Here is a 14,227-nt window from a genome sequence, read left to right on the forward strand (position 1 = left end):
CCGCTACGCCCGTCCACCCGCCCGGCCCGGCAGCGCCACCGCCCCCGGTCCCGGCACCGGCCACCGAGCCGGACGGCAAGCCGGCCGCTGAGCAGACCCTCGCCCCCGCCCCCGCCCCCGAGCCCCAGCTCGCCCTGGAGCTGCTCGTCCACGGCGTGGGCGGCACCACGCCCCAGGAGATGCTCGGCGACCCGCGCGTCACCCGGATCACCGGCGACGACACCGCCGCCTGCTACCGCCGCACCGACGACGCCGACGCCGAGCAGCGGCCCGCCGGGGACCGCGCCGAACCGGTCCGCGAGGCGTACTGCTGGTCCAACCTCACCTCCGGAAACGGCGCCCGCGCCCTCTGGCTGATCCTGCTGCCCTTCATGGTCGCCAACCTCGCCCACTGGATGCGCCCGGCCGCCCCGCCCGGCCTCCGGGCGCAGCGCCTGTACGACCTGCTCGTACGGCTGCTGGCCCTCACCCTCACCGTGCTGCTGGCCGCCGCGGCCTGCGAGGTCGCCCTCGACCTCACCGCCTGGCAGTGCGCCGGCACCCCGGTCTGCGCCGGCGGCAAGTCCTGGATGGGCTTCCTCAACCCCGCGGGCGGCGGCTGGTGGAGCGCCCCGGGCCGCCGCCTCGTTCTCGCCTCCCTGCTGCCGCTGGCGGTCGTCGCCTTCCTGTGGTGGCTCTCGCACCGCACCTGGAGCGCCTACGAGTCCGCCTCGCCGCCGCCGCGCCGCCCCGGTTCCTCCCGCGACACCCCCGCCCACGAACGCACCGCGCTCGGCCTGGACGGCTTCTGGTACGGCCGCCGGCTGGTCGCCCGGCTGCGCGCCGCGCACACCGCCGCCGGGGTGCTGACCATCGCCGCCGCGCTGCTCACCGCCTCCCTCCGCGCCGACCGGCGGGCCGGCGCCGCCGCGCTGACCGCCGCCGGCCAGGCCCTGACCGCCGTCGTCGTGCTGCTCGCCGCCGCCACCCTCGCCGTCGTCTGGCGCACCGCCCGCAGCGAGGCCGCCCGGGACGAGGAGCCCGACCGCGCGACCGTACGGGCCCTGCCGTACGCCGCGCTGGCCGCGCTCGCGCTCACAGCCTGCTACACGGCCTGGGCCCGCCCCCCGGCGCCCAGCCGGGGGCCGCTGCCCGGCGTCGCGGCGTTCGGCGGGATCGCCGTCCTCCAGGGCGCCCTGGTGCTGGCGCTGGCGGTGACCGCGTGGTACCTCCAGCGCGCCGCCCGGGACGACGCCCGGACCGCGCTGCGCGGCCTGGGCGGCCCGGCCGTCGCCCTGCTGGCCTGCGCGGTCGGCGGGGTGCTGTCCGGGGGAGTGGCGCAGCGGTTCGCGGACTGGATCGACGGGCCCGCCACACCCGGCCAGGACCACGCCCCGATCCCCGGGCCGCCGGTCCTGCTCTCCTGGCAGGCGTCGGTGCTGCCCGCGCTCCTGGTGGTGGTCGCGGCCGTCGCCGTCCTGGCCGGTATCCGCGTCCTGGTCGTCCGCCGCCAGGTCGCCCGGGACATCCCCGGCCTCTACGACCCGCGCGAGCACCCCGACGCGCTGCGCACCGAGCGGATCGCCGGCACCATCGCCCGCGCCGGGCTCACCGACGCCGCGCCCGTCCTCGTCGCCGCGATCGCCGCCGTCACCCTCGTCCTGGGCGCCGGGGCGGTGGCCGGCGCCTGGCTCACCGACCGGGCGCCGGGCCGCGCCACCGAGAACGCCCCGCCGTTCGTCCACGCCGCCGCCGAGACCGCCGAATCCCTCGGCTCCTGGCTGATGGGCGCCGGGGTGATCCTGCTGCTCGCCATGGGCCGGCGCGCCTACCGCGACCACTCCGCCCGCCGCACCATCGGCATCCTCTGGGACGTCGGCACCTTCTGGCCGCGCGCCGCGCACCCCTTCGCGCCGCCCTGCTACGCCGAGCGCGCGGTCCCCGACCTCACCTGGCGGATGGCCACCTGGACCGAGCGGTACGACGGCCGGCTGGTCCTCTCCGGGCACTCCCAGGGCAGTGTGCTGGCCGCCGCGGCCGTGTGGCAGCTGGACCTCGTCACCCGCAGCCGGGTCGCGCTGCTGACGTACGGCAGCCCGTTGGAGCGGCTCTACGGCCGGTGGTTCCCGGCCTTCTTCGGCCCGCCCGCGCTCACCGGGCTCCACCGCGAGATGGACGACTGGCGCAATCTGTGGCGCTTCACCGACCCCATCGGCGGGCCGATCCGGCTGACCTGCGAGGACGGCCGGGCGATCGACGAGGGCCCGCTGCGCGACCCCCTCACCTTCGGGCGGACTCTCCAGAACCCGCTGCCGGCCCAGATCCTGGGCCACGGCGACTACGAGGCCGATCCGGTCTTCGGCCAGGTGCGCGCCGAACTGATCGCCCGGCTCGGCCCGGGGAACTCCTCGCGCCGGTGCTGCGCCAGCGAGGCGGCGGATCAGGGGAGTTCGGGCAGGTCCTCGGCGTAGAGCAGGGACAGGTCGTCGGTGCTCGGCTCGGTGAGCCGGGCGACCCGGCCCGCGTGCCGCTCGACCATCGCCTCGAACGTCTGCCGCGCGGTGCGCCCGTTGCCGAACGACGGCCCCTTGGGCAGCGCCGTGAAGTACTTGAGCAGCGCCTCGCCGGCCCCCTCGGCGAGGCGGTACTCGTGCTCCTCGCCCTGCTGCTCGACGATCCGCAGCAGCTCCTCCGGCGCGTAGTCGCCGAAGCGGATGGTGCGGGAGAAACGGGACGAGATACCGGGGTTGACGGCCAGGAAGCGCTCCATCTCGGCCGTGTAGCCCGCGACGATCACCACCACCGACTCCCGGTGGTCCTCCATCAGCTTCACCAGGGTGTCGATGGCCTCCTTGCCGAAGTCCCGCCCGGAGTCCTCGGGGGAGAGCGCGTACGCCTCGTCGATGAACAGCACCCCGCCGCGCGCCCGGTCGAACGCCTCCTGGGTGCGGATCGCGGTGGAGCCGATGTGCTCGCCCACCAGGTCCACCCGCGACACCTCGACCAGGTGGCCGCGCTCCAGCACCCCCAGGGCGTGCAGGATCTCGCCGTACAGCCGGGCCACCGTGGTCTTGCCGGTCCCCGGGGAGCCGGTGAACACCAGGTGGCGGCGGACCGAGGCGGCCTTCAGGCCGGCCTCCTGGCGGCGCCGCCCCACCTCGATCATGTTGATCAGGCTGCGCACCTCGCGTTTGACGCTGTCCAGGCCGACCAGGGTGTCCAGTTCGCCCAGCACCTCCTCGGCGGGCCGCCCGGGCGCCGGCGTCTCCGGCGCCGAGGTGGCGGCCGGCGCCTGGCGCGGCGCCGGGACGCTGCCCAGCAGCCCGGCCGTCTGGGTGGCCTGCCGCACCGCCGGGGCGGCCATCGCCGGCACCTCCGTCGTGCGGCTCTCGTCGCTGGTGCAGTCCTCGATGGCGGGCCCGGCGCCGGTGCCCTGCGCGTCGGCGAACTCGTACCCGCCGCGCGCGCACCGCTCCGTACGGCACCGGGTCAGCGTCGTCCGGCAGCCGTCGATGACGTGGAAGCCGAAACCGGAACTCCCGGTGACCCGGCAGCCGTGGAAGGTGCCCCGGCCCTCCGCGGAGACGTAGAAGCCGGCCTCGGCCGGCGAACTGACCGTGCAGCCCTCGATGGTGGGGTCCGCGCCCTTGGTGACGATGATCCCGGTCTGCGCCCCGTCGATGGTGCAGTTGGCGAGCGTGCCGCCGCTGCCGTGGTCGCGGAACCACGCGCCCGTGGACGTTTCCCGGATCCGGCAGTCGTCCAGCTGGACGGTGGCGCCGTCGCTCACCGACACCGCGGTGTTGCGGACCTGCGTGATATCGCAGTCCACCACGTCCGCGCGGGAGCCGCGGTCCAGGACGAACAGCGCGTCGGGCACGTCGTGCACCCGCGTGGAGTCCAGCACCGCGGTCGCGCCGTCGCTGACCCACACCGCCGGGTAGTCGCCCGTACTGTCGTGGATCTCGCACTGGTTGGCGTCCACCCGGGTGCCCGGGTCCCACACCGACAGGCCGTTGCGCCCGAAGTGCCGCACCGTGCTGCGGGTCAGCGTCAGCACCGACCGGGAGCGCAGATCGACCGCGTTCTCCGGGATGTCGTGGATATCGCAGTCGGCGAGGGTGAGCACCGCGTCGGTGTCCAGGGTGACGCCGTCCGCCGTGGTGCGGTGCACCGTGCAGTCGGTGAGGTGGCCGGTGGCCCGGGACGCCACCTGCACGCCCGCGCCCTTGATCTCGTACAGCTCGCAGCCCACCGCCTCGACCGCGCTGCCCTCACCGGTCAGCGACAGCCCGGCGCCCGAGGCGTGGTGCACCCGGCAGCGCTCCAGCCGCGGATGGGCGCCGCCGCGCACCGCCACCCCGGCCTGCCCGGCCGCCATCACCTCGCACTCCTCGAAGACCCCGCCGGCGCCGTCCAGGACGCTGATGCCGACCCCGCCGGCGTTGTCGACCGTGCACCGCCGCACCGTGGGGCGGGCGCCGCCGCGCACCTCGATACCGGCCGCGGACCGCGTCACCACCCGGATGTCGGCCAGCTCCGGGGCGCCGTCCTCCACCAGCAGCGCCGGGGACGCCGAGTCGGTCGCCTCCAGGTGCAGATCGTGGACGGTCGCCGAGGCCCGTATCGTCAGGGCCACGCCGTCCGGCGGCGCGATCCGCACCGAGCCGCGCGCCCCGTCCGGACCGCGCAGGGTCACCGCCCGCTGGAGGACCAGATTCTCGCGGTACGTCCCGGCCGGCACGGTCAGTACGTCGCCGTCGCCGGCGGCCTCCAGGGCGGCGGCGAGCGAACTGTACTCCCCGGTGCGGCGCCGCCAACGCGACGTTCCGGAGTGCGTCACCTGGACCGAGCCCTGTGCCATGGCGGTGTCGTGTCCCCACTTCGTGCGGCAGATGTCGGCCCGGCAGCCATGCGTCCGCGGATGTCCGCTTTGGGTCTGCGAGGCCCCAGCCGAGAGGCTGGAGGGACCACCGTAGCGCGCCCGGCGGGCGGCGGTTGACACGGTCCGCAGCCTGGTCGGCGGCGGCTCAACTCCCGGCGTCCGCCCGGCCCCAGTCCTGTCCGGCCCGCTCCCACGCCGCGTCCCAGCGGCGGAACCGACGGGCCGTCAGCTGCCGCAGGGCCAGCCGCCGGCCGCCCTCGACCAGCCCGGCCGCCAGCGCCGCCGTGCCCAGTCCGGCGAGCACCGCGTGGGCCCTGGCCGTACTCGCCTCCATCGGCCGCGGCACCGGCCGCCCGCGGCCGTCGGTCCACAGCCGGAACCGCTCACCGGGCCGCACCGGCCGCGGCGCGGCCACCTCCCCGGCGCGCGGGCCGCCGTCCGGCGCCGTCCAGCGGGCGGGCACCCTCGGCCGCGCGCGCCGCGAGGCGGTCTCCGGACCCGGGCCGGCCCCGTCGCGGACCACCGGCCGCCCGGCGGTCGCCCACACCGGATGGCGCTGCCGGTGCTGGATCCGTACGGAGTCCAGCAGGGCGCCGTGCGCGGCCCGCCCGGCCCACCAGCCGGCCGCGGCGGGTCCGGTGGCCAGCAGCAGGGCGGCGGCCAGCGCCAGCCAGGCTTCCAGCAGATCGGTCGGGCGCCGGAGCGGATTGCGCCGCCAGCGCCAGATGCCCGAGATCGTCCGCATCGTGCCCCCTCTCCCGCTTCCCGTATACCGCGCGGCGGGGCGGCCATGCCCGCGTACGGAAACGGGACGGGCGGTCGGTGAACACCCGGACCGGGGGCGGAGGTTGGCGCATCGAGCCGACCGCCGGGCGGCCCGCGATGACGGCCGCGGGGTCCCCGGCGGCCGTCAGGCGAGTATCTCGAACGGGTCGCCGACGCGGAGCGTGCCGGACCCGCGGGGGATCAGATTCTGGCCGAAGACCAGCTTCTCGCCGAAGCGTCGGTGGAGGGCCAGGGTGCGCAGCGGCTCCTTGCCGCGCTCGGCGGTGCGCTGGTCGGTGGTGGTGACCACGCAGCGCGAGCTGGGCTTGGCCACCTGGAACTCCACCGCGCCGATCCGCACCCGCCGCCAGTCGTCCTCGGCCCAGGGCGCGGTGCCGGCGATCACCACATTGGGCCGGAAGCGGTTCATCGGAAGGGGGCCCTCCGCGGCGTGGCCGCCTTGTGCGATGAGGGAGTTGAGGGCGTCCAGGGACGCGGTGGTGGTCAGCAGCAGCGGGAAGCCGTCGGCGAAGCTGACGGTGTCCCCGGGCTCGCTGAACCGGGGATCGATCGGGCGGCGCCGCTCCGGGGCGTCGAGATGCACCATGCGGCACTCGGCGCCCAGATACCTCCGCCACCAGTCGGCCGCTTCCGGGCCGGCGGGCACCGCCTCGACCACGCCTCCGAAGACCTGGACCGGAACCGTGCCCACCGGGGCGGGCACCGGGACCGTCAGCGGCACCATCCCGGGCGCGGTCAGCCGCAGGGCCCCGCCGGGCAGCCCCTCGGCCCGCGCCAGCGCCAGCCTCGGCACCTGGCGCTGGGTGAGCTGCCGGCCCTCGGCGTCCGCCACCAGCCAGCGCCGGTCCCCGGCGAGCCCCCACGGCTCCACGGCCGCCTCGCCGGGACCGGTCCCCGCGAGGGCCTTCACCGGATAGAGATGGAGCGACTGGACCTGTGGCTTTGACATGAAGCCATCCTGCCAGCCGCCTCTGACAGCCGAACGGCCGGACGGTTCAGTAGCCCCGCGGGGGGTACTGGCGGCCGTAGCCCGGGTCGTCGAACGGCGAGGCGGGCCGGGGCGCGACCGGCGCGGCCGGGCGCATCGCCTCGTAGCCCGTCCCCGAGCCGCCCGGCGCCGGGCGCTGGTACTGCTGCGGGGGTTGGTAGCCGCGGCCGGTGCCGGCCTGCTGGGGGATGTACGGCGCGGGGGTGTGCTGGAGCGGGGCGACCGGCTGCGCCGCCGCGCCGGGGTACCCGTGGGACGCGGGCGGCGGGGTGGACCCCGAGGGCAGGGCCGGCAGTGCCGAGGGCAGCGCCGGCAGGGAGGAGCCGGTGTCCCAGGGGGACGGGTTCACGCGGATCGGGGCGATCTGGGGCGTACCCCGCTCTGCGACGAGGCTGTCGTAGATGGGGGTGTCCGGGAAGGAGGGCGATGCGTAGTAGCCGCCGCTGTAAGTGGAGCGGGGGGAGGTCATGCGTCATAAGTTAAGCCCACGATGTGTCGATTGGGGAGCCTGACAAGCGGGTTGTTTCACCGGTTCGGAGCGGCCCCCGGTCACCAAAGCGAGCGAACCCGAAAAAATCGGTCGCGAACGCCCGTAGGGATCGTGTAAAGACCGCGCCTCCCGGGGGTGAACGCGGGGCGATCGGGGCGTTCCCGGTCAAGTAGGTTGGACGGGGCGGTCCCTGACGGCGCGCGAGGCCGGCGGCCCGCGCGCGGCGGCGGAACGACCCGGACGTCACGAACGACCCGGACGACACGGACCACAGGGACGACAGGAAGGTGCGGCGATGTCGATGCTCAAGGGCGGCAATGTCCCCGTTCCGGCGCCGGCGGTGCGGGTGGAGCTGGGCTGGCAGTCGGCCCCCGGGGCGCCGGACGTGGACGCCTCCGCGCTGCTGCTGGTCTCCGGCCGGGTCCGCGGCGACGCCGACTTCGTCTTCTACAACCAGCCCGCGCACGCCTCCGGCGCGGTGCGCCACGAGGGCAAGCGGCCGGCCGGCGGCGCGCTGACCGACACGCTCCACGTGGACCTCGCCGCCGTCGAGCCCGCGGTGGACACCGTGGTGCTGGCCGCCTCCGCGGACGGCGGCACGTTCGGCGCCGTGCCCGGCCTGTACGTCCGGGTGCTGGACGCCGCCACCGGGGCCGAACTCGCCCGGTTCGACAGCCGGGACGCCACCACCGAGACCGCCTTCGTGCTCGGCGAGCTGTACCGCCGCCAGGGCGGCTGGAAGTTCCGCGCGGTGGGCCAGGGGTACGCCACCGGGCTCGCCGGGCTGGCCACCGACTTCGGCATCAGTGTCGCGGCGGAGGAGCCCCCGGCCGGGCCGCCGCCCGCGCCGCCGGCCCCGGCCCCGGTGACGGCCCCGCCGCCCGCGCCCCCGGTGCCGCCCGCGCCGCCCGCGCCCCCGTTCCCGGCCGGTCAACCGGCGGCGTCCATCCCGCCCCCGGCGCCCGCCGTCCCGCCGCCCCCCGCCCCCGTCCGGCTGACCAAGGTCACCCTGACGAAGGACGCGCCGGCCGTCTCGCTGACGAAGCAGGGCGGCACCTCCGGGACGATGCGGGTCAACCTCAACTGGTCAGCGGGCGGCGCCGGAAAGCGCTTCACCAAGAAGCTCGGCCGCAAGGCGATGGAGGCGCTGGGCGCCCGCGGCGCGCTGCTGCCGCCGTCCGGCGATCTCGACCTCGACCTGTGCGCGCTCTACGAATTCACCGACGGCTCGGCCGGTGTGGTGCACCCGCTCGCCCAGGCGTTCGGCGATCTGCACGCCCCGCCGTACATCCTCCTCGACGGCGACGACCGGACCGGCGCCGTCGCGACCGGTGAGAACCTCACCATCAACCTCGACCACCAGGCCCGCTTCCGGCGCATCCTGATCTTCGTGACGGTCTACGCGGGCGCCCGCAGCTTCGAGGGCCTGGACGCCACCGTCACCCTCCAGCCGCAGCACGGCGCCCCGATCGAGTTCTCCCTCGACGCCTGCACCGTCCCGGCCACGGTCTGCGCGCTGGCCCTGATCACCAACACCGGCGGCGAACTGGTCGTCCAGCGCGAGGCCCGCTACCTCGTCCCCGCCCCCGGAGTCAGCCCCCAGCGCACCGTCGACCACGCATACGGCTGGGGCCTGAACTGGTCCCCGGCCGCCAAGTAGCCCCCTAGGGCGCCCCGTAGGTGCGGCCCTTCCAGGCGGCCCCCCGCCCCCGGTAGTGGCGCACCGCCGAGTCCACCGTCATCAGGAGGTACAGCAGCGCGGTGAACGGGAGCAGGGGCGCGGCCCAAGGGGGCTGACGGTAGTAGCGCAGCATCGGCAGGTACGTTCCGGACATCACCGCCCAGGCCGCGCCGCCCAGCGCCGCCGCCATCGGGTCGCCGGCCGCGAGCCCGGCCACCAGGGCGGCCGGCGGCACCAGGTAGACCAGCGCCAGCCCGAGGACGGTGCCCAGCAAGACCGGCGGCTGGTGGCGCAGCTGGGCGTAGGCGCTGCGGGCGACCATCTGCCACAGCTCCGCCAGCCGCGGATACGGGCGGACGCTGGTGACCCGGTCGGCGAGCCCCAGCCAGATCGCGCCGCCGGACCGCTGGACGGCCCGCGCCAGCGACACGTCGTCGATCACCGCGTGCCGGATCGCCTCCGGGACGCCCGCCCGCTCCGCCGCCTCCCGCCGCAGCAGTACGCAGCCGCCGGCCGCCGCCGCGGTCCGGGCCCCGCGCCGGTTGACCCACCGGAACGGGTACAGCTGCCCGAAGAAGTACACGAACGCCGGCACGATCAGCCGCTCCCAGCCGGTCGCCACCCGCAGCCGGGCCATCTGCGACACCAGGTCCAGGTCCGCCGAGCGGGCCGCGGCCACCAACTCCCGCAGGCTGTCCGGCTCGTGGGCGATGTCCGCGTCGGTCAGCAGCAGGTACTCGGGCGCCATCCGCTCCCGGGCCAGCGCCATGCCGTGCCGGACGGCCCACAGCTTGCCGGTCCAGCCGGGCTCGGGCTCACCGGGCGCGGTGACGGTCAGCGGCAGCCCGCCGCCGGCGGCGGCCAGTGCGCGGGCGAGCGGGCCGGTGCCGTCGGTGCTGCCGTCGTCGACGAGGAAGACCTCGGCCCGGCCGGGGTACTTCTGCGCCAGCAGCGACGGCAGGCTCGCGGGCAGCACCGCCGCCTCGTCGCGGGCCGGCACCACCACCGCGACCGAGGGCCAGCGCACGGGGTCGCGGCGGGGCGGCAGCCGGACGTCGGTCCGCCAGAAGAAGCCCTGTCCGAGCAGCAGCCACAGCCAGGCGAGCAGCGACCCGGCACCGATCCACACCATCGCTTCCACGGCCGCAGTCTGCCGCACACCGGCCGCCGGCAACCGGTGTCCGACACGCGCCGCCGGGCACCCGCCCGTTTCCGGTCCTTTCCGGCCCGGTATGACAAGCGGGACGGGCGGTTGAGTAAAGTGTCCGGGTGAAGATCGCGCTGATGGACTCCGGAACGGGACTGCTCCCGGCGGCCGCCGCCGTACGGCGCCTGCGGCCGGACGCGGATCTGGTCCTCTCCACCGACCCCGACGGCCTGCCCTGGGGCCCGCGCACCCCCGACGACGTCACCGGCCACGCCCTCGCGGTGGCCCGGGCCGCCGCCGCGCACCGCCCGGACGCGCTGATCGTCGCCTGCAACACCGCCTCGGTGCACGCGCTGCCGGCGCTCCGCGCCGAGCTGGAGCCGGACATTCCGGTCATCGGCACCGTCCCGGCGATCAAGCCCGCCGCGGCCGGCGGCGGCCCGGTCGCCATCTGGGCCACCCCCGCCACCACCGGCAGCCCGTATCAGAAGGACCTGATCGCCCGCTTCGCGGAGGGTGTCGAGGTCACCGGCGTGCCCTGCCCGGGCCTGGCCGACGCGGTGGAGCAGGCCGACGAGGACGCGATCGACGCCGCGGTGGCCGCCGCCGCCCGGCTCACCCCCCGCGACATCCGGGCCGTCGTGCTCGGCTGCACCCACTACGAGCTGGTCGCCGAGCGGATCCGCGCCGCCCTCCAGCAGCCCGGCACCCCGCCGCTGGTGCTGCACGGCTCCGCCGACGCGGTCGCCGCCCAGGCGCTCCGCCGGATCGGCGCCGAGCCGGCCCCCGCGGCCGCCCCCACCGGCGGCCTCCTGATGCTCCTCAGCGGCCGCCCGGGCCCCCTGCCGGACGCCGCCCTGGCCTACGCGGAGGGCCGCCTGCTGGCCGGCGCGGTCCCGTCCGCCCCGCCCACCGCCTGACGTCCCCCGGGGGCGCGCCGGACGTCCGCCGGCCGTTTCGGCACGGTGCCGCGGAATGCGAAGGCGCGTACCCTGCGTCTCATGAGGGACCACCCCCAGGAGGGGGCCGCCGCTCCCGGTGAGCACGGCGGCGCCCCGCGCGTCCCGGCCGGCCCCTGCGGCACGCCCGCCATCTGGCACGGCCGGGCGACCAACCGCGTCCAGTGGCTGCTGGCCGGGGCCGGTGCGGCCTGTATGGCGCTGGGCATCGACCTGGCCGTCAACAGCACCTGGACCTCCAGCCTGGCGCCCCTGGCGATGGCCGTGGTCGGCTGCGTCGCGGCCGGTCTGCTGGTGCTGTTCGGCACCCTCGCCTTCGTGCACGTCGCGGTCCGGGTGGACGCGGACCACCTGGAGGTGCGGTGCGGCCCCGTAGGCGTGCCGCGCCGCCGGATCCCCCTGGACAGCGTCGTGGACGTCGCTCTCGCCCCGCGCGTCAACCCGCGCCACTGGGGCGGCTGGGGCTACCGCTGGCGCCCCGAGCAGGGCACCGCCGTGGTCGTCCGCCGCGGCGAGGGCATGGTGCTCCGGCTCGGCGACGGCCGCACGTTCACGGTCACCGTGGACGACGCGGAGGGCGCGGTGGCCTGCGTCCGGGAACGGCTCCGGCTGCGCCGGGCGGCCTCGGCGGCGTAGGGCTCACTCAAGCCTGGCCGGTCCGCGTAGGGTCGGGGCATGGCTACCCCAGAATTCATCCGTGACCTCCGGACCGCCATCGGGACGCGGCTGCTGTGGCTGCCCGGGGTGAGCGCGGTCGTTCTGGACGACGCGGGCCGGGTGCTGCTGGGCAGACGGGCCGACACCGGCGGCTGGTCGGTGATCGGCGGCATCCCGGAGCCCGGTGAGCAGCCGGCCGAGACCGCCGTCCGCGAGGTGTACGAGGAGACCGCGGTCCGCGTCGTCCCGGAGTGCGTGGTGCTGGTCGAGGCGTTGCGGCCGGTGCGGTACCCCAACGGCGACCGGTGCCAGTTCATGGACATCACCCTGCGCTGCCGGGCGGTCGGCGGCGAGGCGCGGGTCAACGACGAGGAGTCGCTGGAGGTCGGCTGGTTCCCCGCCGACGCCCTGCCGGAGCTGGAGGACTTCGCGCTGACCCGGGTGCGGAAGGCGCTGGAGGCCGGGCCGACGTGGTTCCGGGGGATGCCGGAGCCGGAGCCGGTACCGGCCGGGTAGGGCCGGGGCCAGGGCCCGGCGGATAAGGGCTACAGCTCGGTCGTGGACGGCTCGTCCATCGGCAGCGAGGGATCGTCCGGGCCCGGCTGCTCGGAGCCGTCCGGCGGGCCGCCGGGGGAGTCCTCGGCGGCCTCCTCGGTGTGCATGGCGCGCTCGCCCTTGCGGCAGGAGGTGATCCAGGTGCCGGTCGGGCCGCCGTCGTACCGGCACGACCAGCCGCTCACCGCCACGGTGCCGTGCCCGCCGGCCTGCGGCGGATCGCGCCGGAAGAACTCCTTCATCACCGTCCGCGCCTCGGCGCAGCCCACCGTGCCGCCCGCGCCCGGGTCCGCGTAGAGCGCCACGCCGTGCGCCCGGCCCAGCCCGTCGGCGATCTCGCCGCAGCCCACCGGCTGGCCCGGCACCGTGGGGGAGCCCTCCGGCTCCGGCGAGCCGTACGGGCCGGCGCCCGGGTCGGACGCGGCCGCGCTGGCCGGCGCCTCCTCCCGGTCCTCCCCGCTTGCGCAGCCGGCGGCGGTGAGGGCGAGCAGCACAGTCGGCACGGTGATGAGCCTCCGCATGGCGGCCTCCTCGGGGCGGCGGTGCGCAGTCCAGCGCGCTGCGTCGTACGACGCTAGGAGGCGCGCGGGGGCGGGGCGATCCGGGGCGGCCGTTCGGGTGACCCGCGGCGCCCGGTGGACGGGCCGCAGGGGCTCTGTCGCGGCGCGGGCCACCGCTGCGATCATGCGCGGATGACCGAGACCAGCACCCCCGGAACGCCCGGCATCCCGGGCGACGCTCCCATATCCCCCGCCCCGGGCCCGCTCACCCCGGGCCCCGTCCACCTCGACCTGCGCGGCCGCACCGCCCTGGTCACCGGCGCCGCCAGCGGTATCGGACGGGCCTGCGCCCTCCGCCTGGCGGCCGCCGGGGCCACCGTGCGGGCCGTGGACCGGGACGCCGAAGGGCTCGCCGCCCTGGCTGCCGAGGTGCCCGGCGGCGCGCCCGGGGCCATCGCGCCGCACCCTCTGGACCTCACCGACCTGGACGCCGCCGAGCGGGCCGCGGCCGGCGCCGACGTGCTGGTCAACAACGCCGGGATCCAACTCGTCCGGCCCATCGAGGACTTTCCGCCCGAGGTGTTCCACGAGGTGCTGACGGTGATGCTGGAGGCGCCGTTCCGGCTGCTGCGCGGGGCGCTGCCGCACATGTACGCGCGCGGCTGGGGCCGGATCGTGAACATCTCGTCCGTGCACGGGCTGCGCGCCTCGCCGTTCAAGTCGGCGTACGTGGCCGCCAAGCACGGGCTGGAGGGGCTGTCGAAGACCGCCGCCCTGGAGGGCGCCGCGCACGGCGTGACCAGCAACTGCGTCAACCCCGGTTACGTCCGCACGCCCCTGGTGGAGCGGCAGATCGCCGACCAGGCCGCCGCGCACGGCATCCCCGCCGAGCGGGTGGTGGCCGAGGTGCTGCTGGCCGGCGCGGCGCTCAAACGGCTCATCGAGCCCGAGGAGGTCGCGGAGGCGGTGGCGTATCTGTGCACCCCGCAGGCGTCGTTCGTCACCGGGACGTCGCTGGCCCTGGACGGGGGCTGGACCGCGCACTGAGAGTGACCGGCCGGACCCGGCTCCGGATGCGGCCCGGAGGGAGCTGCGGCAGCGTGGTGGCGAAGCTTCCCACCCCGGGACTTCACCCCCTTCCGGGGCTTCATCTGCGTGGAACGAAGGAGTGCGGCATGGCTGGCAAGGGCGCGATGGACAAGGCCAAGGGCAAGGCCAAGCAGGCGGCGGGCAAGGCCACCGGCAACGAGCGGATGGCCGCCGAGGGCCGCGGCGACGAGGCCAAGGGCAAGGCCAAGGACGCCATGCGGGACGCCAAGGAGAACATCCGCGGCACGAAGGACTCCCTCAAGGGCCGCGACGACGTGTCCTGACCGAGGGCCGGACGGCATGTCCTGACCCGTCGCGGCACGGCCGCGCACCGGGCCCCCGTGGCACCCCGCCACGGGGGCCCGTGCCGTTCCCACCGGACCTCCGGGGCCGGCCGGGCGGCGGGAGTGCGTACGGATATGGCGGGGCCCCCGGGGGGGGGGGGGGGGGGGGGGGGGGGGGGGGCAACCGGGCGGCGGGGGGGGGGGTTTTGGGCCACCCCCCCCCACCC

Annotated in this window: 13 protein-coding genes; 7 read left to right on the plus strand and 6 right to left on the minus strand. The window is 76.5% G+C overall.

The window, feature by feature from the left end; genetic code table 11:
* Positions 1-2,450, plus strand: a 2,450-nt coding sequence (locus ADL22_RS05490; RefSeq protein WP_420711540.1) for a hypothetical protein, incomplete at its 5' end; no start/stop codon positions are given.
* Here ADL22_RS05490 and ADL22_RS05495 read toward each other — a convergent pair.
* The 4 genes from ADL22_RS05495 to ADL22_RS05510 form a co-directional block, all read right to left on the minus strand.
* Positions 2,420-4,843 (minus strand): right-handed parallel beta-helix repeat-containing protein, encoded by a 2,424-nt coding sequence (locus tag ADL22_RS05495; protein ID WP_066974271.1) that lies wholly within the window; start codon positions 4,841-4,843, stop codon positions 2,420-2,422. The two genes, ADL22_RS05490 and ADL22_RS05495, sit on opposite strands and share 31 nt — an antisense overlap.
* Positions 4,844-5,009: 166 nt before the next feature.
* Positions 5,010-5,609, minus strand: a complete 600-nt coding sequence (locus ADL22_RS05500; protein WP_066974272.1) for a hypothetical protein — start codon at positions 5,607-5,609, stop codon at positions 5,010-5,012.
* 165 nt (positions 5,610-5,774) lie between these two features.
* Positions 5,775-6,599 carry an MOSC domain-containing protein gene (locus ADL22_RS05505; protein WP_066974273.1) on the minus strand — a complete coding sequence of 275 codons (825 nt, stop codon included), beginning with the start codon at positions 6,597-6,599 and terminating at the stop codon, positions 5,775-5,777.
* A 46-nt stretch (positions 6,600-6,645) separates the two neighbouring features.
* Positions 6,646-7,107 (minus strand): DUF6643 family protein, encoded by a 462-nt coding sequence (locus tag ADL22_RS05510; RefSeq protein WP_066974274.1) that lies wholly within the window; start codon positions 7,105-7,107, stop codon positions 6,646-6,648.
* Positions 7,108-7,423: 316 nt separating this feature from the next.
* Between ADL22_RS05510 and ADL22_RS05515 the strand changes: the two genes are divergently transcribed.
* Entirely contained in the window at positions 7,424-8,788 is a 1,365-nt protein-coding gene (locus ADL22_RS05515) for a TerD family protein (RefSeq protein WP_066974275.1), read from the plus strand.
* A gap of 4 nt (positions 8,789-8,792) precedes the next feature.
* On the opposite strand, the gene ADL22_RS05520 is transcribed toward ADL22_RS05515, so the two are convergent.
* Complete coding sequence (locus tag ADL22_RS05520; RefSeq protein WP_066974276.1) at positions 8,793-9,941, minus strand: glycosyltransferase; 1,149 nt, start codon at positions 9,939-9,941, stop codon at positions 8,793-8,795.
* A gap of 137 nt (positions 9,942-10,078) precedes the next feature.
* On the opposite strand from ADL22_RS05520, the gene ADL22_RS05525 reads away from it, so the two are divergent.
* The 3 genes from ADL22_RS05525 to ADL22_RS05535 all read left to right on the plus strand — a co-directional run bounded on the left by ADL22_RS05525 (position 10,079) and on the right by ADL22_RS05535 (position 12,088).
* A complete protein-coding gene (locus ADL22_RS05525; protein ID WP_066974277.1) occupies positions 10,079-10,876 on the plus strand; it encodes a glutamate racemase in 798 nt (265 codons plus the stop codon).
* Positions 10,877-10,957: 81 nt separating this feature from the next.
* Complete coding sequence (locus tag ADL22_RS05530) at positions 10,958-11,551, plus strand: hypothetical protein (RefSeq protein WP_066974278.1); 594 nt, start codon at positions 10,958-10,960, stop codon at positions 11,549-11,551.
* Between the two features lie 39 nt (positions 11,552-11,590).
* The gene (locus ADL22_RS05535) at positions 11,591-12,088 is read left to right on the plus strand and encodes an NUDIX hydrolase (protein WP_066974279.1); all 498 of its coding nucleotides are present in this window, start codon (positions 11,591-11,593) and stop codon (positions 12,086-12,088) included.
* A 29-nt stretch (positions 12,089-12,117) separates the two neighbouring features.
* On the opposite strand, the gene ADL22_RS05540 is transcribed toward ADL22_RS05535, so the two are convergent.
* Complete coding sequence (locus ADL22_RS05540; protein WP_066974280.1) at positions 12,118-12,648, minus strand: hypothetical protein; 531 nt, start codon at positions 12,646-12,648, stop codon at positions 12,118-12,120.
* A 171-nt stretch (positions 12,649-12,819) separates the two neighbouring features.
* On the opposite strand from ADL22_RS05540, the gene ADL22_RS05545 reads away from it, so the two are divergent.
* Both ADL22_RS05545 and ADL22_RS05550 read left to right on the plus strand, forming a co-directional pair.
* Entirely contained in the window at positions 12,820-13,674 is an 855-nt protein-coding gene (locus ADL22_RS05545; protein ID WP_066974281.1) for a 3-hydroxybutyrate dehydrogenase, read from the plus strand.
* 128 nt (positions 13,675-13,802) lie between these two features.
* Positions 13,803-14,000 carry a CsbD family protein gene (locus ADL22_RS05550; protein WP_066974282.1) on the plus strand — a complete coding sequence of 66 codons (198 nt, stop codon included), beginning with the start codon at positions 13,803-13,805 and terminating at the stop codon, positions 13,998-14,000.
* Positions 14,001-14,227: the final 227 nt, after the last annotated feature.

The organism is Streptomyces sp. NRRL F-4489, from assembly GCF_001509485.1.
GTDB lineage: Bacteria > Actinomycetota > Actinomycetes > Streptomycetales > Streptomycetaceae > Streptomyces.

Excerpts from the sequence above, each read along its gene's own strand:
- ADL22_RS05505 (WP_066974273.1), bottom strand. The coding sequence starts at position 6,599 with ATGTCAAAGCCACAGGTCCAGTCGCTCCATCTCTATCCGGTGAAGGCC.
- ADL22_RS05500 (WP_066974272.1), bottom strand. The coding sequence starts at position 5,609 with ATGCGGACGATCTCGGGCATCTGGCGCTGGCGGCGCAATCCGCTCCGG.
- ADL22_RS05495 (WP_066974271.1), bottom strand. The coding sequence starts at position 4,843 with ATGGCACAGGGCTCGGTCCAGGTGACGCACTCCGGAACGTCGCGTTGG.
- ADL22_RS05535 (WP_066974279.1), top strand. The coding sequence starts at position 11,591 with ATGGCTACCCCAGAATTCATCCGTGACCTCCGGACCGCCATCGGGACG.
- ADL22_RS05530 (WP_066974278.1), top strand. The coding sequence starts at position 10,958 with ATGAGGGACCACCCCCAGGAGGGGGCCGCCGCTCCCGGTGAGCACGGC.
- ADL22_RS05550 (WP_066974282.1), top strand. The coding sequence starts at position 13,803 with ATGGCTGGCAAGGGCGCGATGGACAAGGCCAAGGGCAAGGCCAAGCAG.
- ADL22_RS05510 (WP_066974274.1), bottom strand. The coding sequence starts at position 7,107 with ATGACCTCCCCCCGCTCCACTTACAGCGGCGGCTACTACGCATCGCCC.
- ADL22_RS05540 (WP_066974280.1), bottom strand. The coding sequence starts at position 12,648 with ATGCGGAGGCTCATCACCGTGCCGACTGTGCTGCTCGCCCTCACCGCC.
- ADL22_RS05545 (WP_066974281.1), top strand. The coding sequence starts at position 12,820 with ATGACCGAGACCAGCACCCCCGGAACGCCCGGCATCCCGGGCGACGCT.
- ADL22_RS05515 (WP_066974275.1), top strand. The coding sequence starts at position 7,424 with ATGTCGATGCTCAAGGGCGGCAATGTCCCCGTTCCGGCGCCGGCGGTG.
- ADL22_RS05520 (WP_066974276.1), bottom strand. The coding sequence starts at position 9,941 with ATGGTGTGGATCGGTGCCGGGTCGCTGCTCGCCTGGCTGTGGCTGCTG.